Here is a 21,192-nt window from a genome sequence, read left to right on the forward strand (position 1 = left end):
GAGCCGGCGCGGGGCGGGGGGGGCGGCGCGGGCGGCACGGACGGCCCGTCGCTGGTGGCGGCCGACGCCGTGGTGCTGGCGGTCCCCGCGCCCGCCGCCGCCCTGCTGCTGACCGCCGCGGCCCCGACCGCCTCCGCCGAGCTGGCCACCGTGGACTACGCCTCGATGGCGCTGATCACCATGGCCTTCCGGCGCACCGATGTGGCCTCGCTCGCCGAGGGCAGCGGCTTCCTGGTGCCGCCGGTCGACGGCCGGACGATCAAGGCGGCGACGTTCTCCAGCCGCAAGTGGGGCTGGCTGCGCGACGCCGGTCCCGAACTCTTCGTGCTGCGTACCTCGATCGGGCGGTTTGACGACGAGGCGGATCTGAAGCGGGACGACGCCGATCTGGTAAGGATGTCGCTCACCGATCTCGGTGAGGCCGTCGGCCTGGCGGCGAAGCCCGTCGCGAGCCGGGTGGACCGCTGGGACGGCGGACTGCCCCAGTACCCGGTGGGCCATCTCGACCGGGTGGACCGCATCCGCGCCGAGGTCGCCAAGGTGCCCGGGCTGGCGGTGTGCGGCGCGCTCTACGACGGGGTGGGCATCCCGGCGTGCGTCGGCAGCGCCCGTAAGGCGGCCGATGAGCTGCTGGGCTCCCTGGCGGGCACCCTGGATCCGGGCGCCGGAGCCGGAGAGCGAGAATAGGGCCATGACTGCTGCGCCTGAGAAGACTCCCAACGCCGGTAAGAAGGCCAAGGACCTCAACGAGGTCATCCGCTACACCCTGTGGTCGGTGTTCCGGCTGCGCGATGTGCTGCCGGAGGACCGCACCGGCTACGCCGACGAGGTCGAGGAGCTCTTCTCCCAGCTCGCCGCCAAGGACGTCACCGTGCGCGGCACCTACGACGTGTCCGGGCTGCGCGCCGACGCGGACGTCATGATCTGGTGGCACTCGGAGACCTCCGACGCCCTCCAGGAGGCGTACAACCTCTTCCGCCGCACCCGGCTCGGGCGGCACCTGGAGCCGGTGTGGTCCAACATGGCGCTGCACCGCCCGGCCGAGTTCAACAAGTCCCACATCCCGGCGTTCCTCGCGGACGAGAACGCGCGCGAGTACGTCAGCGTGTACCCCTTCGTCCGCTCCTACGACTGGTACCTGCTGCCGGACGAGGACCGCCGCCGGATGCTCGCCGACCACGGCAAGATGGCCCGCGGCTACCCCGATGTGCGCGCCAACACGGTGGCATCCTTCTCGCTCGGCGACTACGAGTGGATCCTGGCCTTCGAGGCGGACGAACTGCACCGCATCGTCGACCTGATGCGCCACCTGCGCGGCTCCGAGGCGCGCCGGCACGTGCGCGAGGAGGTGCCGTTCTACACCGGGCGGCGCAAGGCGGTCTCCGAGCTCGTCGCCGGTCTGGCCTGACGCCCTCCTACGGCGTGCCCGGAATCGCCGCCGGCTGCTTGCCCGACTCGGGCAGCGGGGCCGGTTCCGGCAGTGGTGCGGGCTCCGGGCGCGGGGCGCAGAAGGCGGACCGGCCCGGGGTCTTCCCGGTCAGCAGATAGGTGTCCACATGGCGGTTGACACAGTCGTTCGGACCGCCCCACAGCCCGTGCGTCCCCGCCTTCCGCTCGGTCACCAGCGAGGAGCCGGGCAGCCGGTGCCACAGCTCCTTCGCCCCCGCGTACGGCGTCGCCGCGTCCCGCTCCGCTGACAGCAGCAGCACCGGCGGCACCGTGACCCGTCCCGTCTTCCGGGGGCGGGGGCCCACGGCCTCCAGGTTGCCCACGTCGAGGGGGCGGCCGGGCTTCAGCGGCCAGAAGGCGCACGGCAGGTTCATCGCCACGTTGTCCCAGGTCTCGAAGGGCGCGCGACGGGCGAGAGCGGTGTTGTCGCGGTCCCAGGTGGCCCAGGCGCGCGGCCAGGGCGCGTCGTTGCACTCCACGGCGGTGTAGACGGCGTTGCCGTTCTCGTCGTCGGCCGCCTCCGCCGGATCGGGTGCGGCGAGCTCGATCAGCGGCTCGGGGTCGCCGCGCAGATACGCGGCCAGCGCCCGGGCGGCCGGGTCCCAGTAGGCGTCGTTGTAGCCGGTCCTCAGGAACGCGCTCTGGAGCTGGGCGGTGCCGACGACCCCGCCCGCCGGTTTACCCGCCAGCCGCCGCCGCGCCGTGTCGTACGAGGCGAGCACCCGGTCCGCGGTGGCGCCCAGGTGGTAGACGGTGTGGTGCCGGGCGACCCAGCGGCGCCAGTCCCGCCAGCGCCGCTCGAAGGCCAGCGACTGGTCGAGGTTGTCGCGGTACCAGATCCGCCCGGGGGCGGGGTTGACCACGCTGTCGAAGACCATCCGGCGCACCCGCCCCGGGAAGAGCGTGGCGTACACGGCCCCGTAGTACGTGCCGTACGAGGCGCCCACGAAGGTGAGCCGCCGCTCGCCCAGCGCGGCGCGCAGCACCTCCAGGTCGCGGGCGTTGTTCAGCGTGGTGTAGTGCGCGAGCGCGCGGCCCGAGCGGCGCACACAGCCCCGGACGTAGGCGCGCGCCCGCGCCACCAGCCGCCGTTTGAAGGCGGCGGTGGGGTGCGGCGGGGAGCTGGTCGGCGCCTTGGCGTAGGCCGACGGCCGCTGGCAGGACAGCGGGGCGGAGCGGCCCACACCCCGTGGGGCGTAGCCGACGAAGTCGTAGGCGGCGGCCACCCGGCGGAAGGCGTCCTCGGCCGCGTACTCGGGGAACGCCATGCTGGAGGCGCCCGGCCCGCCGGGGTTGTAGATCAGCGCGCCCTGACGCCGCGCCTTCGGGCCGGTGGCCCGGATCCGGCTGACGGTGAGGGAGACGTGCTTGCCGCGGGGATGGGCGTAGTCGAGCGGTACGGAGACCTTTCCGCAGGTGATGGGGGCGGCCAGCGCCTCGGCGCGGGGGCAGCGGTGGAAGGCGATACCGTGCCGCTCCGCGCGCCGGGCGGCGAACGCCGCGCCGCGGGCCGCGGCCGCGTCGCCGGGCGCGGCGGCGGCCGGGGCGGCCGAGGCGGGTGGGGCGGACCAGGTGGTCCAGGTGGGCGCGGCGGTGGCGGCCGGGGCGGCGGGGGCCGAACGGGTCGCGGAGGGCGCGCCCGCCGTACCGGCCGGGGCCGTGGCGGACCTGGTGGACGCGGTGGACGCGGTGGACGCGGTGGGCTTCGCGGGATTCGTGGCGGCAGCGGGAGCGGTGGCCGCGGCGAGCGGGCGTCCGGTGGCGGGCGTCGCGAGCAGCGCGCTCATGGCCAGCGACAGGGACAGCGGCCCGAGGATGCCGTACAGCGCTGCTGCTCTCACTGACCATCCCTTCGTGCAACGCGCGATGAAAGGGATATTTGGCGCGCTGGATGACCATGTAAAGCACCGGGCCGCGGTGTCGGGGTCAATGACCCCAATGCGTCTTCAGAGCCGCGCGCAGCGCCGGGTCGGGGAGGGCGGCGGTGCCGTGCACGGCGAGCGCGGTGAGCAGGTCGCCGCCGCCGTCGTCACCGCCGTCCGCGTCGCCGCCGGAGCGCTGGGCGAGGGTCCGCCGCGGGGGCACGTCGATCCGGCCCAGCAGCCGCTGACCGGCGGGGGAGGCCCACCGCGAGTACGGATGCGCCTCGACCCGGGCGATCAGCAGACAGCTCGCCGTCAGCAGCAGCGGCAGCACGAACCACGCGGCCACCGGACCGCGCCCGTCCGCGGGCGGCACCAGCAGCAGCGCGGCGGCGGCCGTCGCCAGCACCAGCACGCAGGCCGCCCGCACATGCCGCACCGCGACCCCCACATTCGTACGGGCCGAGGCGGGTACCGCGAGCCCCGCCACCACCAGCCGGTCGCCCAGCGCCCGCACCGGGGCGGCGGTGGCGAGCGCGGTCCGCACCGGCCGCACCGGGGCCTGGCCCTCCGGCCCTATCGCGCTGATCACGGCCCGCTCCAGCTCGTCCCGGGCGTCCGGGTCCACCACGGTGACCCAGCCGGTGTGCGCGAGCAGCAGCCGCCGCTCCCGGTACATCGTGACGAGTGCCAGATCCCCCACCCGCCGCGGCCCGCCGGACAGGAACGCCGCCTCGTACAGGCTCAGCCCCTTCCTGTCCGCGCCCGGATCGGGCTCCATCGGCTGAGCGGCGGCCACCGCGGCCAGGCACAGCCGAGTACAACTGACGACCGCCGCGCCCCACGCGACGAGCAGGAAGAGGACCCACAACATGGCCGAGTTCTACTCGACCCGGCCACTGCCGCGCCACGGTTTTCACGATATGAACGACTCGCACGGATGCGGCTGGCGCCGCGCAGACCCGCGACAGGTGTTCGCGGCGGCAATTGGGACGCCTGCGGCGGGCTGCTCCCCTCCCCGCCCCTTCCCGCAACTGGGGCTCCGCCCCAGCCCCGGGCCGGGCGATCCGGGCGTGTGCGGGTGTTCGCGCGGTCGGCGTGCTGGCCGCGACCAGCCCACTGGTGTAGGTGTTCGCGGCGGCGGCGGGAGGCCTGTGGCGGGCTGCTCCGCTCCCCGCCCCTTCCCGCAACTGGGGTTCCGCCCCAGCCCCGGGCCGGGCGATCCGGACATGTGCGGGTGCAGGTGTTCGCGGCGGCGGTCGGCCCGTCGATTCCCGGGGGCCAGGGGCGAAGCCCGTGCCACGCGACGGAGCCGCATGTCGAATGCTTCGGGAAGGGGCGGGGAGGGGAAAGATCCACCGGACACCCCGTAACCCCGCAACCCGGCTTGGGACCGCGATGGGGTCGCGGGTGATCCGTACGGCTGCCGGGCCCGGCGGTTTCACCGATTGCTGATCGGCTCAGTCGGGCTGGGGCCGACCGTCCGCACCCGGTGGCCGCGCCAGTGCCCGGCGGGTTCCACCGGTGCCCGGCGGGCCCCACCGGCGCTCTCGGCCGCAGCGCGGCCCCCGTGGCAGCTCAGCCGCCGCCTCCGCAGCCACCGCCCCCGCCACCACCGCAGCCGCCGCCCCCGCCGCAGCCCGAACCGCCGCCGCCTCCGCCGCAGGACGAGCCGCCGCATGAGGAGCCTCCGCAGCCGGAACTGCCGCCTCCGCACCACGATCCGCCGCCGGAGTCCGCGGACCCGTACGACCCCGACGACCCCGACGAACCCGAGTCGGCCGACGAACCCGAGGTGACGGGCACCTTTTGCGCGTCCAGCAGTTGGGTCCGCAGCAGTGGGTCGTCCGCCAGGGCGGCCGCACCGGTCAGGGCGACGACGACCGCCACGGGCACCGCCGCCGGTTGGCCGACGGATCGGGCGCGCCGTATGCCGACCCCCGACTCCCTCCGGTACGTCGCCAGCGCCCGCTGCCCGGCGGCGGTCAGCCTTCGCTTGCCCGCACCGGAACAGATACCGCCGATGAGGAAGCCGGCGAAGAGTGCTGGGGCGATCATCAGGATCAGCGGAGGCCCGCTGTCGGCGACGGAACCGATGCTGATCAGGGCGGCCACGAACACCCCCATCGCGCACAGCCCGACCTGCGTCCGCGCCACGCCCCGCCAGAACCGGAGGGCGTCCGGCCGCACCATCAGCCCGCGCCCCGCCAGCTGGTCGCCGATCGCCTGCACCACCGGACTGCGCATCAGCTCCCGGCGCAGCCACTTCAGGTCGCCGTGCGGGGAGATCGCGCACAGCCGCAGCAGCTCCTCCTCGACCGGGGCGTGGGCGACCGGCTGCCGTACCGAGACCACACCTGGGCCGCCGATCGCCAACCGCCCGTCCGTGTACATCGCGCTGATCACGGTGTCCGCCACCCGACCCGGCCCGCCCGCCAGGAACGCGGCCTCCAGCAGGTCGTGCGTCTGGGCGTACACCGGCCCGGAGACCTCCCTGCGCCGGGCCTGGACCGTTCCGGAGATGAGCACCGTCGACGACACGGCGACCACCAGGTAGATCAGGGTCACGATCGTGCCCATGGCGCTCACCGCCCCCCGCTCAGCGCGAGCCGGACCCGGCGGGCCAGCCGTGCCGCCGGATGGGACGGCAGGGGCGCGGGGCCCGACCGCTCCTGCCACCACAGCGTCAGCCGGCGCCGGGCGGTCGCGTCGTCGGGTCGGCCGTCCGCCAGCAGATGCTCGGCGAACGACATCGCGTCGCGGCGGTAGCCGCCGGTCATCGGGCGGCCGTCGGCGTACCGCGCGAACGCCGGGCGGTAGCCGGTGCCCAGGATCTCGGGCAGCTCCGGGGCCACCTTGGCGACCACGGACGCCCGCTTGGCGGTCAGCGCCGCGGTCTGCACCCGCAGCCGCCGCCGGTCGAAGCCCTCGGGCGCCGGAGTGCCCCCGACCAGCGCGGACAACAGAGCGGCCTGGGCGAGCGCCAACCGCTCCCGGACGGCGTCCGGCACGGGAGCGTCGGGTGCGGGTGCGGGTGCGGGTGCGGGTGCGGGTGCGGATGCGGATGCGGCGGGCACGGGCGCCTCGGGCGCCCTCACCGAAGCCTCGGAGGCCCCGGCCCCGGTCCCGGCTACCGCCCCCGCCGCCGTCACCGCGCGAATCGCGTCCAGCTCACCCGCGAGCTCCTCGGCCGCTGGAAAGTCCTCGTCGCGCTCCAGCAGTACCCCGGGCGGCGCCGTACGGGCGCACAGCTCGGCGAGCACGTCGAGCACGGGCTGGGTCACCGGATGGGCGTGGCTGTCGTGCCACACCCCGTCCCGCTCCACCCCGCCCGCCACATGGACGTAGGCGATCGCCGACGTGGGCAGCTCGTCCAGCGCCTTGGCCGGGTCCTCGCCCCGGTTGACGTGGTTGGTGTGCAGATTGGCCACGTCGATCAGCAGCCGCACCCCCGTGCGCTCCACGAGCTCGGCCAGGAACTGGCCCTCGGTCATCTCCTCGCCGGGCCAGGAGATCAGCGCCGCGATGTTCTCGACCGCGAGCGGCACCGGCAGCGCGTCCTGCGCGATGCGCACGTTCTCGCACAGCACGTCCAGCGCGTCACGGGTCCGTGGCACCGGCAGCAGATGCCCGGCCTCGATGGCCGGTGACGCGGTCAGCGGCCCCCCGGCCCTGACGAACGCGATGTGCTCGGTGACCAGCGGCGAGCCCAGTGCCTCGGCCCGCTCGGCCAGCGCCCGGAGGCGGCCGGGGTCGGGCCGCTCGGCTCCCCCGAGGCCGAGCGACACTCCATGCGGGACCACCGTGGTCCCGCGCTCGCGCAGCCGCCGGAGCGCGTCCGGCACATGGTCGGGGCAGATGTTCTCCGCCACCACCTCCACCCAGTCGATGCCGGGCAGCCGCGCGATGTCGTCGGCGATCTCCAGTCGCCAGCCGATTCCGGTACCGAGGCGCACCATGGCTCCCCCTCCTCGTTCCGTACCGCGTCCCCCGCGGTGTGTTCTCGCGTGCCGGGGTGATGACCCCATACAGGGAGGACGAATCCCCCCGCCGCGTGGTTCAGAGGTTCATTTGAGCTTCGGGGTGTCACGGACGGGGGCGCCCGCGGGACCGTCAGCCGGTGACCGGTCCGGCCGGTGCGAGGGCCGACCGGGCCAGTGCGAGGGGCCGACCGGGGGCGGTGCGAAAGGTCACCTGGTGGGTGGAGTCCCTGAATATGGTCACTGTTACAAAAAATTAGGGCCCTATGGCGACAGACGTTCAGAGGGGAAAATAGGATCGGTCTGTCTGGGGGGATGGAAGATCACACCTTTGTGCCGCGCCCGCGCGCGGAGCGAGCGTGGGGGAAACACGTGCTGGGCAGCAGCGACAACGCCATGGGGAAGCACCGCAAGCACCGCCGTAAGCCGCCCTCGAGGAGCCGGGGGATGCGGCTGCGCCGCTGGGCGGCCGCGCGGATCCGGCTGGACTACCCCAGGGCGGGGCGGCGCGGTGTGACGCGATGGCTGCCGTCGTGGCGTCAGGTCGCCCTGCTCTTCCTGTTCTGCCTCGGCAGTCTGACCGGTCTGCTGAGCTTTCTGTATCTCCAGACCGACATCCCCAAGAACCTCAACGACTTCGCCACCCAGCAGGACAACGTCTACTACTGGGCGGACGGCACCGAGATGGCCCGCACCGGCCCGGTGAACCGGCAGGAGGTGCCCCTGGACAAGGTGCCGGAAGACGTCCAGTGGGCGGTCCTCGCCGCCGAGAACGCCAGTTTCTACACCGACAGCGGAGTGTCCCCGAGCGGGCTGATGCGCGCCGTGACGCGGATGGTGACGGGCGGTGAGACACAGGGCGGTTCCACCATCACCCAGCAGTATGTGAAGAACGCCTATCTGAATCAGCGCCAGACCTTCTCCCGCAAGCTCACCGAGATGTTCATGGCCATCAAGCTGGACGATCGGATGAGTAAGCGGGAGATCCTCCAGCGCTATCTGAACACCAGCTGGTTCGGGCGCGGCAGTTACGGCATTCAGCGGGCGGCGTACGCGTACTACGGCAAGGACGTCTCGGAACTCAACGCAAGCGAGGGCGCGTTGCTCGCCTCGCTGCTCAAGGGCGCCGGGACCTTCGATCCGACGCTCAGCGCCAAGAACCACAAGCGGGCCGTCGACCGCTGGAAGTGGGTGCTGGACCGGATGGTCGACATCGGAAAGCTCTCCAAGTCCGAGCGGGCGCGCTATACGACATTCCCCGAGCCCAAGGCGCAGCCCAAGCCGGTGGGACTCACCGGGCAGGTCGGTTATCTGGTGGAGACGGCCAAGGCGTATGTCAGCTCCCACACCGACATATCCGACGCCGACTTCGACCTGGGGGGCTATCAGATCCACACCACCTTCGAGAAGCCGAAGGTCCAGGCGCTCGAAAAGGCGGTCGAGGAGACCCGGGGCAAACTCGACCCCGAGAAGCGCCCCGAGGACCGCCATGTGCGAATAGGTGCGGCGTCCGTGGCGCCAGGAGGCGCCATACGCGCGGTGTACGGCGGCCCCGGCTATCTGGAGCAGGGTTTCAACGACGCGAACGCCTCCACCGTCCCGGCCGGCACCTCCTTCACCCCCTTCGTCTACGCCGCGGCGCTGCGCGACGGCGTCCTGCTGGAGCGCAATGGCACGCGGACGACCGTGACGCCCTCGACGCTCTACGACGGCGACAACAAGATCGCGGTGCATACGCCCGAGGGCCCGTACTGGGACCGCAGCGGCAAGATCGTGCGGGCCACCAATGACGACGACGCCTCCTATGGGCAGGTCTCGCTGCGCCAGGCGATCGTGCGGTCCATCAACACCCCGATGATCCAGCTGGGCATGGACGTCGGCCTGGACCGGGTCCGGCAGGCGTCCATCGACGCGGGGCTGCTGCCCAGCAGCTTCGGCGCGCGGGTGCCCGCGTTCTCGCTGGGCACCGCGACGCCCAGTTCCATCCGTATGGCCAGCGCCTACGGCACGTTCGCCGCCGAGGGCACGCACTACGCGCCGTACTCGGTGAGCGGGCTCACCCACGGCGGACAGAAGCTCGAGCTGCGCAAGGACCGCGCCAAGCGGGCCTTCAGCGCGGCGGTCGCGGCGCAGGTGGACGACGCGCTGCGCGGCGCGGTCCAGAGCCCGGACGGTTCGGCGCACGGGGCCGCTGTGGGCGGTGGCGAGGTGGCCGGTAAGGGCGGCACGGCGCAGGACGGCACCTCCGCCTGGTTCGTCGGCTACACCAAGAAGCTCTCGACGGCGGTCTCGCTGTCCCGGGTGGATCCGAAGTCGCAGGAGCTGATGCCGCTCAAGGGAATGGGCGGGGGAGGCGCCGACACCTCGGGCGACACCTACCCCATGGACATCTGGAAGAGTTATATGACGGACGGGGCGGCGGAATGAGCCGCACCGGCGGAAAGGGCCCCGCAACGGGACCGCTTACTCGCTCTTGGTGTACGTGGACCAGTCCGGCGATTCCGCCGGGTCCAGCATCCGCAGCTTCGCCAGGACCTTCGGGTCCTGGGCGTCCAGCCAGTCGGCGAGCTGCTTGAACGACACGCACCGCACTCCGTCGCGGCGGCAGACACTCCTCATCACGTCCTCGATGGCCTGCATATAGATGCCGCCGTTCCAGGTCTCGAAGTGATTGCCGATGAACAGCGGTGCCCGGCTGCCGTTGTAGACCCGCTCGAACCCGTTCAGATATCCCTGACGGGTCAGCCGCTCCCACTCCGCGTATTTCGCCGGATCGCCCTCGGTGCTGTCACCGGACTGGTTGAAGAGGAAGTTGAAGTCCATCGAGAGGACCTGCTTCTCGCTCTCCGGGTACGGCACCAGCTGAAGCGGGAAGTTCCATATTCCATCGATCTTGGACGGCCAGAGCTGGAAGTCGCCCGGGGAACTCGCGTCATAGCGCCAGCCGAGGGATTTGATCGCCGGAATCAGCGTCTTCTGGCCCTCCAGGCACGGCGCGCGCCCGCCCACCAACTCCACGTCGTAGTCGAACGGCAGCGGTTTGACGTCGGTGAAGCCGGTGTTCGTCTTCCACTGCTTCACAAACGAATACGCCTGCTCCGTTTCGCTCTTCCACTCCTGGGTGGACCAGTCCTCCCCGCCCTTGGCGCCGCAGAAATGGCCGTTGAAGTGGGAGCCGATCTCATTGCCGTCCAGCCAGGCCCCGCGCAGCTGCTCCAGGGTCTCCCTGATGTGCTCGTCGGTGGGGAAGGATATGGCGGCCGAGCCCGGCTTGTGCTGGGGCGGCCGATAGAGGTCGCTCTTCGACTTGGGCAGCAGATACATGCCGCTCAGGAAGAACGTCATGGTGGCGTTGGTCTCCTTGGCCACCTCGCGGAAGCGGGAGAAGAGGTGGTCGTCGTTCTCCAGCGCGCCGTCCCAGGAGAAGACCACGAACTGCGGCGGCTTCTCACCCGGTTTGAGCTTCTCGGGCTTGAGCTGATGCGGCTGCGGTCCGGTGTAGGACGTCGAGCCGTCCCCGAGCACCTTGACCTTGCCGTCCCAATGGGCGTACTTGTCTTCCTTCTTGGGCTCCCTGGGGACCCGGTCCGACTTGGGGGACGCCGCGGCCGCGGGGAGGTCCCCGTCCTGGGTGCCCCCCGCGTCCCCCGGTGAGGTCAGGGCTATCAGCAGCGCCACCACGACGGCCACGGCCGTCAGCGCGCCTATGGGCGCGGCCACGCCATAGGCGTTCCTGGCGTTTAAAGCCTTCAACGCTTTCACGATCTTCAGCGCCTTCACGGGTCCCGCCCCCTGGCAACAGTACAGATGTACGTCCCCCTCAGTATCACAGAAGTATCACGTGCCCTTCACATCGGTCATCCTCACCAACCGGTCAAAAGCAGGTGATTGACGAGCAGTGAGAGGCAGGACTGGGCCAGGAGCCATCGGCGGCGATCACGAGCGGGCAGCAGCGCGGTGGTCGGCAGCAGCCAGACGAGGAACGGAAGCCAGATCCGCTCCGTCTCGGCCTTGCTCATCCCGGACAGATCGGCCACGACGAGCGCGAGCAGCGCGGCGAAGGTCAGCACGACGAGCCCGTCCGGGGCACCAGGACCGCCGCGACCGCCGCGACCGCCGCGACCACCGCGACCGTCCGGCCCACCAGGCCCACCGGAGCCGCCCGGGCGCAGCCGCCGGGCCGCGTCGGGCACCGCCGACAGCATCCGACGCGCGCCCGCGACACAGGCGGGACCGGCGACCACCGACGCGACGGCCAGATTGGCCCACACCCAGTACGCGTAAGGGCGATCGGAGGCCACGCCCTGGTAGTAGCGTTCGACCAGCAGCGAGTACCCCTCCCACCAGCGGAACCCGGCCAGCGTGAACGCCCCGGCCACCACCGCCACCCCGGTCAGAACGAAGGGCAGCGGCCGCGCGGTGCGGGCGAGCAGCAGTACGGCGGCCGCGGGCAGCGCCAGCAGCGTCAGACCGTACGAGAGATAGGCCGTCAGCCCCAGCAGCAGTCCGGAGCCCAGCGCGACCGCCCCGGGCGCCCGTACCGTACGCGTCGCCGCGAGCGCCAGCAGCGCGAGCCCCCAGGCCGCGACGGCCGCGAAGTAGCCGTCGGCCGAGGCGCCCACCCATACCGCCCCGGGCGCCAGGACCAGGAACGGGGCCGCCGTGCGCGCGGCCCGCTCCTGCCCCAGGGCGCGCAGTGTGACCAGGACCGCGACCGCCGCCGAGCCGCCCACGGTGATACAGAAGGCCCCCGCCCAACCGCCGCCGCCCAGGCCCAGCCGGTCCAGGCCCACGAAGGTGAGCACGGCGCCCGGCGGATGGCCCGCGATATGCGCGGGCCAGTGGTCGGGCTGGGTGAGCAGGATGTGCCCGGTAAAGCCGCGCAGAGCCGCGCCGACGTCCTGGAACCGGTCGATGCCGCGCAGATACTCATGGCGCGCCGTCAGCCGCTCCGCCACCCCGCGCCGCCATCCGTCGACCAGCGCCAGCGACCAGATCCAGGCCATGGCCGCCGCCCAGACGGCCCCCAGCAGCCCCCGCCACGGCAGCCGCGCCGCCAGCCGGTGGCCATGGACGACGACCGCCGCGGCGACGGCCAGGGCGAGGGGCGTACCGGGGCCCACATGGGGCAGCCAGTCGGCGTACAGCGGCGCCCAGTCGACGTACAGCGAGTGATCGGCCCGCTGGATCAGGGTGCCGACGACGGCGGCGACGGCGAAGAGCAGGACGGCGGCAGCGGCGGCGAGCACGTCCCGGCGACGGCCGGTCCGTGTGTCGTCCTGGGCGGGCTGGATGTCGACACCGTTGCGGAGAGGGAGCTTCACGACGTCACGCTACGTCGCCGAGCCCCCCGCCGGGCCGCCGCGCCGCGCGCTGTCACCGGACCGTCAGATCTTCCCGGCCAGGGGCCGTGACGTCACCGTTTCGTCATGGCCTCAAGACCCCTGGAGGCGGTGCGGCGGTCCTACGGTCATGCCATGAGCCACCCTCCCCGTACCGACCGTGATCGCCGCGCCCCGTGGCGCAGCCCGCTCCGCGGCCCCTGGCTGACATCCGTCTTCGGCCTGGTCCTGCTCTTCGGCATCCCCGTGCTCTTCGTGACCGGCCTGCTGTCGTACGCCGCCTACAACCCCGATCTGTCCCCGGTCAACGACAAGACCCCGGACAAGGGGCTGCTGGGCTTCTACCTCTTCTCCTGGCCGACCGACCCGTCCTGGCTCTACCGCGTCACCCAGGGGGTGCACGTCACGCTCGGGGTCGTGCTCGTCCCCGTGCTGCTGGCCAAGCTGTGGTCGGTCATCCCCAAGCTGTTCGCCTGGCCGCCGGTGCGGTCCCTGGGGCACGCGCTGGAACGGCTCTCGCTGCTCCTGCTGGTCGGCGGGGGACTGTTCGAGTTCGCCACCGGCGTGCTCAACGTCCAGCTGGACTACATCTTCCCCGGCTCCTTCTACCCGCTGCACTTCTACGGGGCGTGGATCTTCATGGCCGCCCTCGTGGTCCATGTGGCGCTGCGGCTCCCGCTCATGGTGCGGGCGCTGCGCAGCCGCGAGCTGCGGGCCGAGCTGCGCACCCGCGCCTCCGACACCCGGCCGGAGCCACCGGACGAGACCGGCCTGGTCAGCCCGCGGCCCGCCGCGCCGACCATGTCGCGGCGCGGCGCGCTCGCCATGGTCGGCACCGGCTCCTTCGCACTGCTGGTGGTGACGGCCGGTCAGAGCATCGGCGGGCCGCTGCGCACGAGCGCGCTGCTCGCCCCGCACGGGCGTGAGCCGGGCCGGGGGCCGAACGGCTTCCAGATCAACAAGACCGTGGCGGCCGTCGGCATCCGCGCCCGCGACATCGGGCCCGACTGGCGGCTGGTGGTGCGGGGCGCGGCGGGCCACGAGACCGTCCTCACCCGGGAGCGGCTGCTGCGGCTGGAACACCACGGTGCGGCGCTGCCCATCGCCTGTGTGGAGGGGTGGTCCACGGCCGACCAGCGGTGGGAGGGGGTACGGCTGGCCGACCTCGCCGCTCTGGTGGGGCATGCCGACCGGCCGCCGAAGGTCCTGGTGGAGTCGGTGCAGCGGCACGGCTCCTTCCGCAGCGTCGTGCTGAGCGAGCACCAGGTCCGCGACCCGCGCTCGCTGTTGGCGCTGAAGGTCAACGGGGCGGATCTGTCGCCGGACCACGGCTATCCGGCGCGGGTGATCGTGCCCGGGGCTCCGGGCGTGCACAACACCAAGTGGGTCGGGCGGCTGACGTTCGGGGGGACGGCGTGAGGTTTCTCGGACTTCGGGGGATTCGGGGGAACGGTGTGGGGTTTCTCGGACGGAGCCGTGTCGGGCTGCGGCGGCTGGACGGGGAGTCGCCGCTGCGGCTGGTGCTGTTGCTGTGCTCCTTCGCGCTGACCGGCTATGTCGGGGTGAGGCTGCTGAGCGGCGACTGGTTCGGGATCGCGCTGTGGTTCGTCGGGGCCGCCGTCCTCCATGACCTGGTGCTGTTTCCGCTGTACGCGCTCGCCGACCGCGCCGTCGCGGCCGCGCTACCGACCCCGGCCCGGTGGATCAACCATGTGCGGGTGCCCGCCTTTGTCTCCGGTGTGCTGCTGCTGGTGTGGTTCCCGCTGATCCTCGGGCGGCAGGAGCGCCGCTACGAGAACGCGACCGGGCTGAGCGCCGATGTCTTCTGGCCGCGCTGGCTGCTGATCACCGCCGCGCTCTTCGGCGCCTCGGCCCTGTGGCTGGTGATCCGGGTGGCGATCCGGGGGTGGCGGCGTCGCCCGGGGGCTGGGGGCGGGGACGCGGAGGCAGCTTCGGCCGCTTCGGCCAATTCCGCCAATTCCGCCAATTCCGCGGGGGAGCGGAAGCCGCCTGCGGGGCCTGCGGGGCCTGCGGGGCCCGCCGGGCCCGCAGGGCCCAGCCAGTCATGATCGCCGCACCGGCGACCGCGTAGCCCAGCGTTCCGACCCACGCGCCGTCGTCGACCGCGCGGGCCGTCACATACTGGGCGACTCCCGCGAGCGGCAGGCCCAGCCACTCCCAGCGCCCGTCGAGGGCCACCAGCGCCACCACCAGCAGCGCGTACCACGGGTAGCCGGGCGTCATCAGCAGGAACGCGGTCCCGGTCACCACCAGCGCACCGCGCCAGGGCCGTTGGGGGTCGCCGCGCAGCAGCACCCACGCCACGACCACGAGCAGGACGGCGGCGATCACGGGGAGGGCCCAGGTCTCGGGGCCGGGGTGGAGCAGGCGCAGCAGCGCGTAGCGGTTCTTGTCGTCGGCGGCGGTGGAGCCCGTCTCGTAGCCCTCCTCGGCCACATAGCCGGTGAGATAGCCGAGGACGGAGGAGTGCGAGAGCAGGACGTACGGGAGGTAGCCGAGCGCGATGACGGCGGTGGCGGGCAGCACGATCGCCGCGGCGCGGCGGATCGGCTCGGCCGGGGAGGCGGGGCGTCGGGCGGGCTTCTTGAATTCAGCGACGGGCTTGGCGGCGGCCGTGGCGAGAACGCCGGAGAGCGCGCCCGGCAGGGTCACGGCGGGCAGCAGCTTGGCCGCGGTCGCCGCGCCGAGCAGCGCACCGCCCAGGGTGCGGCGGCGGGGGACGGCGACGAGCCCAGCGACGGTCAACAGCACGCCCAGCGCATCGACATGCGCGTTGTTCACCGCCTCCACCGGCACGGCCGGGCACCAGGCCCAGAGCGCGGCGCGGGCGGTCGCGAGGCGCGGGTCGCGGCGGCGCCGTGCCGCGGCGAGCAGCACGGCGGTGGTGGCGACGGACAGCAGCGCGCCGCCGGCCTGGAGGGGGAGGAGGGTGGAACCTGACGGCGCCGAGCGGTGTACAAGCAAGAAATAGCCCTCTGCGGCGGGAGGATAAATCGTATGCACCGAGGGGCGGTTCAGGCGCGTGCACTGTGGCTCGGCGGTGGCGCTTGGCGGATGAGCGGGCTCCGGGACGGCGTGCGGGGCGGCGCCGGGTGTAGGACGTCCGGGCGCGGGGCGGACGGGGGCACGGTCGGGGCCACGGCAGGCGGAGCCCCGCGGGAAGAGCCAGCGGTCGCGCAGCGAGGCGAGTGCGGGGTCCTCGGGCGCGTGGTCATAGGGGGATATGCCCGCGGCCTGGACGCGCCCGTCCCAGGCGTAGCGGTAGGCATCGGTGCTGGTGCGCGGTGGGGCGAGCAGCCCCGTGGCGGCCACGGCCGCGCTGCCCGCGAGTACGAACACGGCGGCCTGACGGGCGCCCAGGCGGCGGACGGTCCAGGCGGCCGCGGCGAACAGCGCCCAGGCGATGGCGTACCAGCGGGACAGCGTGCCGGGCGCGGCGTGGAAGTCGTCCCTACGGAAGGTAAGGGCGAGGACGGCGACCAGCGAGCCGAGCAGCGTGGCCAGACCGAGCGGGGTGACCCAGCGGCAGCCGGGGCGCGCCCGCCCGGGCGGGGCGGGGTGCTGAGGTGCGCTGGGCTCATCCGTGCCGTCGGGCGGTGGTGTGGGGTGCTGAGGTGGGCGGGGTTTGTCTGTCTGGTCGGGCGGTGGTGCGGGGTGCTCAGATTGGCGGGGTTCGTCCGTGCCGTCGGGCGGTGGTGTGGGGTGCTGAGGTGGGCGGGGTTTGTCTGTCTGGTCGGGCGGTGGTGCGGGACGCTCAGATTGGCGGGGTTCGTCCGTGCCATCGGGCGGTGGTGTGGGGTGCTGAGGTGGGCGGGGTTCGTCTGCCTGGTCGGGCGGTGGTGCGGGGCGCTCAGATTGGCGGGGTTCGTCCGTGCCATCGGGCGGTGGTGCGGGGTGCTGAGGTGGGCGGGGGTCGTCTGCCTGGTCGGGCGGTGGTGCGGGGCGCTCAGATGGGCGGGGTTCGTCCGCCCCGCCGGGCGGTGGCGCGGGTCGGGCGCGGGTCGGTGGCCGAGGGCCCGGGGCGGAGTGCGGTCGGGGCGCCTGCTCGGGCACCCGGCCGATCCACCGGGCGAGTCGGCCCGGCCGCAGCAGGCGGCGCGGCGATGCGGGCACGGCTCAGCGCTCCGTGGTGGGCCGGGGCAGGGGCGGTGTGCGGCGCAGCGATACGAAGTCTCGGTCCCGCGCGGTCCACTGCTCGACCGGGCTCCAGCCCGCCGCGTGTGCGTGGTGCAGCAGCGCCCGGACGCCGACGCGGGCCCAGGGGAAGGCCGTTCCCGCGTCGCCCCGGCCGTCGTCCACGCGCACCCGCACCCGCTCGTCCACATCCGCTGCGGCGGTCTCCACGATCAGCAGCCCGTCGGGAGCCATGAGTTGGGCGACGCGAGCCAACAGGGCGTGTGGATCGCCGCCGATGCCGATGTTGCCGTCGATCAGCAGCGCCGTGCCCCAGCGTCCCTCGCCGGGCAGCGGTTCGAAAACCGAGCGGCACAGCGCGGGCCCGCCCGCGCGGACCGTACGGGCGACCGCCGCCTGACTGACGTCGATGCCCAGACAGGGGCGGCCGTGCAGGGCCAGCGCGGCCACCAACCGGCCGGGTCCGCAGCCGATGTCGAGTATCGGGCCCTGGCAGCGCCGCAGCACGGTCCGGTCGGCCGCGTCGGCGTCCGCGCACCAGCGTTCGACGTCCAGGGGCAGCATCCAGCCGTCGGCCCGGCGCAGAAACAGCGGCCCCCGGCCCGCGTGGAGCGCTCGGACATAGGGGTCCGCATGCCAGGGCGCGGCCGCGCGACGACCGGACGTCGTCCGCTCGCGCACCGCTCCGTCGTGCACGGACCCCTCGCGCACCGCTCCGTCGTGCACGGACCCCTCGCGCACCGCTTCGTCGCGCACCGTCTCGGCCGTGCTCATCGGGCGCTGGTCCGGGACGACAGACGGGCGAGGGTCCGGGCGAACCGCCCGCCCGGGGCGTCGGCCGCCACCAATACGGCGTCCTCGGCCGTGTCCACGTCGCGGAGCATCGGCAGATCGCGCACCCGCAGCCCCGCGTCCGTCAGCCGGCGCCGCTGGGCGGCACCGGTCGTGGGGGTGGACATCGGCACACCCCGCAGCAGTTCGGGGTCCGGTTCCGCCAGGCCCAACGCCCAGAAGCCACCGTCGGCGGCCGGGCCGAACCAGGCGTCGCAGTCATGGCGGTTCCCCGGGCTGAGCGCGGGGGCGAGGAGCGCGGGGGTGACCTGCGGGGTGTCCATGCCGATCAGCAGGGTGGCGCCCCGGCAGGCGGCGAAGGCCGCGGCGAGCCGTTCGTCCAGACCGCCGTCGCACTGCCCCACCACCTCGAATCCCGGCGGCAACCACGGGCCGGGCCGGCCATCGAGCACCAGCACCCGGCGACGGGCGGGCATGGCGAGCGCGGCGTGCAGGGTGTCGGCGAGGGACGCCTCGGCGAGCGCGGCGGCCTCGGCGGGGGTGTACGGGGGAGTGAGCCTGGTCTTGACCCGTCCGGGCACCGGCTCCTTGGCGATGATGAGCAGCGTCGTCCCGGTCCCGTCCCGGTGGGCCGCCCGGAAGCCGGTGTCCGTGCGGACGTCCGCACCGGCGACCGGACGCCCGTCGACGGCGCCAGTCCCGGCGTCGAGGCGGTCCGGAGCCGAGGGGGCCTCCGCCGCATGGGCACCCTCGTGTGGCGCGGCGCTCACCGCGCGACCCTCGTGGGGGTGGCCAGGTCGCGGGCCTCCGGCGGCTGGCGCAGCACGGCGCGCATATCGCGCACCGTGTGCCAGGTGCCCCGCCAGGTGCCGGTGACCTTCGACTTCCCGGTGCGCGGCCGATACGGCACCTCGCGCTCCTCGACCCGCCATCCGGCGTCGGCGGCTCGCACGACCATCTGGAGCGGGTAGCCGCTGCGGCGGTCGGTGAGCCCGAGGGCGAGCAGCGGTTCGCGCCGGGCGGCCCGCAGCGGGCCCAGGTCGCCCAGCGTGAGGCCGGTGCGCCGCCGCAGCATGCGAGTCAGCGCGAGGTTGCCGAGCCGGGCGTGCACCGGCCAGGCCCCACGCTCCTGGGGGCGTCGCCGGCCCAGCACGAGGTCGGCGTCGCCCGCCGCCACGGTCCGCACGAAGGCGGCCAGCAGCCCGGGGTCGAGCGAGGCGTCGCAGTCGCAGAAGCACACGATGTCGGCCTCGGCGGCGAGGAGCCCGGTGTGGCAGGCGGAGCCGAAGCCACGGCGGGGTTCGTGGACGACGGTGGCGCCGTGGGCGCGGGCGATCGCGGCCGAGCCGTCCGTGGAGCCGTTGTCGACGACGATGGCGCGCCAGCCGTCGGGGATGCGGGCCAGCACCCAGGGCAGGGCGGCGGCCTCGTCCAGACACGGCAGGACGACATCCGCACAGGGGGTGGTCGAGTTCGTCACCCGCACCACACTACGAAGGAGAAACCGACATTTCGGGCTTCAGGTTCTTACGAAACACGGACGTCGACCGGGCGGCGGGCTCCCCGGCGCCCCCTGGTGCCGCGCCCGGTGTCACGCTGTGGGGCATGCAGCAGAACCCCTCTCCCACCCGCGTGCTCGTCGTCGATGACGACCCGACCGTGGCCGAGGTCGTCGCCGGGTACCTCGGCCGGGCCGGCTTCGCCGTGGACCGGGCCGCCGACGGCCCCGGGGCGCTCGCCCGCGCCGCCGCCCGCCGGCCGGACCTGGTCGTCCTCGACCTGATGCTCCCCGGCATGGACGGGCTGGAGGTGTGCCGCGCGCTGCGGGACAAGGGCCCGGTGCCGGTCATCATGCTCACCGCGCGCGGCGACGAGGAGGACCGGATCCTCGGCCTGGAGATCGGCGCGGACGACTACGTCACCAAGCCGTTCAGCCCTCGCGAGCTGGTGCTGCGCGTGGAGTCGGTGCTGCGGCGCGGCCGGACAGGTCCGCGTGCCCCCGGCTCGACCGGTCCCGGCCCCGGTCCCGGCCCGGGCCTCGGCTCGGACGAGGTGACGCACCGCGCCGGGATCACCCTCGACCCCCTGGCCCGGCGGGCCGCCCGGGACGGCCGGGAGCTCGCCCTGACCGTGCGCGAGTTCGACCTGCTGGCCTTTCTGCTGCGCCACCCCGGGGTGGCCTTCACCCGCGAGGAGCTGATGCGCGAGGTGTGGGGCTGGGACTTCGGCGATCTGTCCACCGTCACCGTCCATGTGCGGCGGCTGCGCGGAAAGGTCGAGGACGACCCCGCCGCGCCCCGGCTCATCCAGACCGTATGGGGCATCGGCTACCGCTTCGACGCCCCGCCCGAGACCGACGGCAAGGCCCACGGCGAGGGGCGACGGGACGAGGGACGCGGGGACGGCGGGCGAGGGGACGAGGGGCGCGCGGACCAGGGGCGGGACAGGGGACGGGACGAGGGACGGGGGCCGGGTTCCGATGCGTGATGTGTTCCTCATGGCGGTGTTCGCCTTCCTCGGCGCGGCGGCGGCCGGTCTGCTGGGCGCGCTGGCGCTGCGGCTGGTGCGCGGCCGGTCGGTCGCGGTGTCCCTCGCGGTCGTCGCCGCCGTCACGGTCACCGCGATGCTCACCGGGACGCTGGCCGTCGCCTGGGCGATGTTCCTGTCCCCGCACGACCTGACGGTGGTCACGACCGTCTGCGCCATGGCCGCCGTGGTGTCCCTGGCCACCGCGCTGCTGCTGGGCCGCTGGGTGGTGGCGCGCAGCAACGCGCTGGCCCTCGCCGCCCGCTCCTTCGGGGACGGCGGGAGCTTCGCCGCCCCCGACGGCCAGGCCACCGCCGAACTCGCCGCGCTCGGCCGCGAACTGGCCGCCACCAGCGCCAAGCTGGCCGCCTCCCGCGAGCGTGAGCGCGCCCTGGAGTCCTCCCGCCGGGAGCTGGTCGCCTGGATCTCCCACGATCTGCGTACCCCGCTGGCGGGGCTGCGCGCGATGTCCGAGGCGCTGGAGGACGGGGTGGCCCCGGACCCGGACCGCTATCTCCGCCGGATACGCACCGAGGTGGAGCGGCTGAACACGATGGTCGGCGACCTCTTCGAGCTCTCCCGCATCCACGCCGGGGCGCTCTCCCTCGCCCCCACCCGGATCTCCGTCTACGACCTGGTCGGCGACGCCCTCGCCGGGGTCGATCCGCTCGCCCGCGAGCTGGGCGTCCAGCTGATCGGCGGCCACGTGGACCCCATCCCGGTGGAGGTCGACGGCAAGGAGATGACCCGTGTGCTCGGGAACCTCCTCGTCAACGCGGTCCGCCGCACCCCGGCGGACGGCACGGTCGCGGTGTCCGCGGAGCGCGAGGCGGACACGGTCGTGCTGTCGGTCACCGACGGCTGCGGCGGGATCCCGGAGGAGGACCTTCCGCGCGTCTTCGACACCGGCTGGCGCGGCAGCGACGCCCGCACACCCCCGGCGGGCGCCGGTCTGGGCCTGGCCATCGTCCGGGGCATCGTCGAGGCCCACGACGGCCAGGCGGCGGTCCGCAATGTCGACGGCGGCTGCCGCTTCGAGGTCCGCCTCCCCGCCGCCGTCACGTCCTGAGCCGCCGTCACGTCCTG

The 21,192-nt window shown here is 73.6% G+C and carries 16 protein-coding genes and 1 pseudogene; 7 read left to right on the forward strand and 10 right to left on the reverse strand.

Going from position 1 to position 21,192, the window contains the following annotated elements:
- Both ABD329_RS40550 and hemQ read left to right on the forward strand, forming a co-directional pair.
- Positions 1–687, forward strand: a 687-nt coding sequence (locus ABD329_RS40550) for a protoporphyrinogen/coproporphyrinogen oxidase (RefSeq protein ID WP_344317715.1), incomplete at its 5' end; no start/stop codon positions are given.
- A gap of 4 nt (positions 688–691) precedes the next feature.
- Positions 692–1,408: a hydrogen peroxide-dependent heme synthase gene (gene hemQ, locus ABD329_RS40555; protein WP_198281541.1), complete on the forward strand. Its 717-nt coding sequence runs from the start codon at positions 692–694 to the stop codon at positions 1,406–1,408.
- A gap of 7 nt (positions 1,409–1,415) precedes the next feature.
- Here the strand turns inward: hemQ and ABD329_RS40560 are convergent, their stop codons facing one another.
- The 4 genes from ABD329_RS40560 to ABD329_RS40575 all read right to left on the reverse strand — a co-directional run bounded on the left by ABD329_RS40560 (position 1,416) and on the right by ABD329_RS40575 (position 7,270).
- Positions 1,416–3,290 (reverse strand): alpha/beta hydrolase, encoded by a 1,875-nt coding sequence (locus tag ABD329_RS40560; protein WP_344317716.1) that lies wholly within the window; start codon positions 3,288–3,290, stop codon positions 1,416–1,418.
- Positions 3,291–3,375: 85 nt separating this feature from the next.
- A complete protein-coding gene (locus ABD329_RS40565) occupies positions 3,376–4,185 on the reverse strand; it encodes a TIGR04222 domain-containing membrane protein (RefSeq protein WP_198282414.1) in 810 nt (269 codons plus the stop codon).
- 704 nt (positions 4,186–4,889) lie between these two features.
- On the reverse strand, positions 4,890–5,891 hold the full coding sequence (locus ABD329_RS40570; RefSeq protein WP_344317718.1) for a TIGR04222 domain-containing membrane protein: 1,002 nt from the start codon (positions 5,889–5,891) through the stop codon (positions 4,890–4,892).
- Between the two features lie 5 nt (positions 5,892–5,896).
- Positions 5,897–7,270, reverse strand: coding sequence for an MbnB/TglH/ChrH family RiPP precursor modification enzyme (locus ABD329_RS40575; RefSeq protein ID WP_344317720.1), 1,374 nt, complete (start codon positions 7,268–7,270; stop codon positions 5,897–5,899).
- Between the two features lie 468 nt (positions 7,271–7,738).
- On the opposite strand from ABD329_RS40575, the gene ABD329_RS40580 reads away from it, so the two are divergent.
- Positions 7,739–9,718: a transglycosylase domain-containing protein gene (locus ABD329_RS40580; RefSeq protein WP_198280300.1), complete on the forward strand. Its 1,980-nt coding sequence runs from the start codon at positions 7,739–7,741 to the stop codon at positions 9,716–9,718.
- Between the two features lie 36 nt (positions 9,719–9,754).
- Here the strand turns inward: ABD329_RS40580 and ABD329_RS40585 are convergent, their stop codons facing one another.
- Together ABD329_RS40585 and ABD329_RS40590 are read right to left on the reverse strand one after the other, a co-directional pair.
- Entirely contained in the window at positions 9,755–11,053 is a 1,299-nt protein-coding gene (locus ABD329_RS40585; RefSeq protein WP_309142874.1) for a polysaccharide deacetylase family protein, read from the reverse strand.
- Between the two features lie 101 nt (positions 11,054–11,154).
- A complete protein-coding gene (locus tag ABD329_RS40590) occupies positions 11,155–12,615 on the reverse strand; it encodes a hypothetical protein (RefSeq protein ID WP_198280297.1) in 1,461 nt (486 codons plus the stop codon).
- Positions 12,616–12,768: 153 nt separating this feature from the next.
- Here ABD329_RS40590 and ABD329_RS40595 point away from each other — a divergent pair, with 153 nt between their 5' ends.
- Together ABD329_RS40595 and ABD329_RS48380 are read left to right on the forward strand one after the other, a co-directional pair.
- Complete coding sequence (locus tag ABD329_RS40595) at positions 12,769–14,052, forward strand: molybdopterin-dependent oxidoreductase (RefSeq protein WP_198280296.1); 1,284 nt, start codon at positions 12,769–12,771, stop codon at positions 14,050–14,052.
- A gap of 35 nt (positions 14,053–14,087) precedes the next feature.
- On the forward strand, positions 14,088–14,702 hold the full coding sequence (locus tag ABD329_RS48380; protein WP_425574436.1) for a hypothetical protein: 615 nt from the start codon (positions 14,088–14,090) through the stop codon (positions 14,700–14,702).
- 226 nt (positions 14,703–14,928) lie between these two features.
- Here the strand turns inward: ABD329_RS48380 and ABD329_RS40600 are convergent.
- From ABD329_RS40600 to ABD329_RS40615, 4 genes and pseudogenes are all read right to left on the reverse strand, one after another.
- Positions 14,929–16,767: pseudogene (locus tag ABD329_RS40600) on the reverse strand (glycosyltransferase 87 family protein); the annotation flags it as partial.
- Between the two features lie 3 nt (positions 16,768–16,770).
- Positions 16,771–17,562, reverse strand: coding sequence for a methyltransferase domain-containing protein (locus ABD329_RS40605; RefSeq protein ID WP_198281503.1), 792 nt, complete (start codon positions 17,560–17,562; stop codon positions 16,771–16,773).
- Complete coding sequence (locus ABD329_RS40610) at positions 17,559–18,185, reverse strand: TIGR04282 family arsenosugar biosynthesis glycosyltransferase (protein ID WP_214665673.1); 627 nt, start codon at positions 18,183–18,185, stop codon at positions 17,559–17,561. Before ABD329_RS40610 ends, ABD329_RS40605 begins: the two co-directional genes overlap by 4 nt.
- 161 nt (positions 18,186–18,346) lie before the next feature.
- Positions 18,347–19,069 carry a glycosyltransferase family 2 protein gene (locus ABD329_RS40615; RefSeq protein ID WP_198281505.1) on the reverse strand — a complete coding sequence of 241 codons (723 nt, stop codon included), beginning with the start codon at positions 19,067–19,069 and terminating at the stop codon, positions 18,347–18,349.
- Between the two features lie 116 nt (positions 19,070–19,185).
- On the opposite strand from ABD329_RS40615, the gene ABD329_RS40620 reads away from it, so the two are divergent.
- Positions 19,186–20,067, forward strand: a complete 882-nt coding sequence (locus tag ABD329_RS40620) for a response regulator transcription factor (protein ID WP_344317722.1) — start codon at positions 19,186–19,188, stop codon at positions 20,065–20,067.
- Positions 20,060–21,175 carry a sensor histidine kinase gene (locus ABD329_RS40625; RefSeq protein WP_198281507.1) on the forward strand — a complete coding sequence of 372 codons (1,116 nt, stop codon included), beginning with the start codon at positions 20,060–20,062 and terminating at the stop codon, positions 21,173–21,175. The genes ABD329_RS40620 and ABD329_RS40625 overlap by 8 nt, the downstream gene beginning before the upstream one ends.
- The last annotated feature ends 17 nt before the right edge of the window (positions 21,176–21,192 follow it).

It is taken from the genome of Streptomyces javensis (genome assembly GCF_039525925.1).
Lineage (GTDB): Bacteria > Actinomycetota > Actinomycetes > Streptomycetales > Streptomycetaceae > Streptomyces > Streptomyces asiaticus.

What these genes read in the sequence shown, in the direction of transcription:
- ABD329_RS40620 (WP_344317722.1), top strand. Translation starts at nt 19,186, where the DNA reads ATGCAGCAGAACCCCTCTCCCACCCGCGTGCTCGTCGTCGATGACGAC.
- hemQ (WP_198281541.1), top strand. Translation starts at nt 692, where the DNA reads ATGACTGCTGCGCCTGAGAAGACTCCCAACGCCGGTAAGAAGGCCAAG.
- ABD329_RS40625 (WP_198281507.1), top strand. Translation starts at nt 20,060, where the DNA reads ATGCGTGATGTGTTCCTCATGGCGGTGTTCGCCTTCCTCGGCGCGGCG.
- ABD329_RS40580 (WP_198280300.1), top strand. Translation starts at nt 7,739, where the DNA reads ATGCGGCTGCGCCGCTGGGCGGCCGCGCGGATCCGGCTGGACTACCCC.
- ABD329_RS40575 (WP_344317720.1), bottom strand. Translation starts at nt 7,270, where the DNA reads ATGGTGCGCCTCGGTACCGGAATCGGCTGGCGACTGGAGATCGCCGAC.
- ABD329_RS40565 (WP_198282414.1), bottom strand. Translation starts at nt 4,185, where the DNA reads ATGTTGTGGGTCCTCTTCCTGCTCGTCGCGTGGGGCGCGGCGGTCGTC.
- ABD329_RS40605 (WP_198281503.1), bottom strand. Translation starts at nt 17,562, where the DNA reads ATGAGCACGGCCGAGACGGTGCGCGACGAAGCGGTGCGCGAGGGGTCC.
- ABD329_RS40570 (WP_344317718.1), bottom strand. Translation starts at nt 5,891, where the DNA reads ATGGGCACGATCGTGACCCTGATCTACCTGGTGGTCGCCGTGTCGTCG.
- ABD329_RS40595 (WP_198280296.1), top strand. Translation starts at nt 12,769, where the DNA reads ATGAGCCACCCTCCCCGTACCGACCGTGATCGCCGCGCCCCGTGGCGC.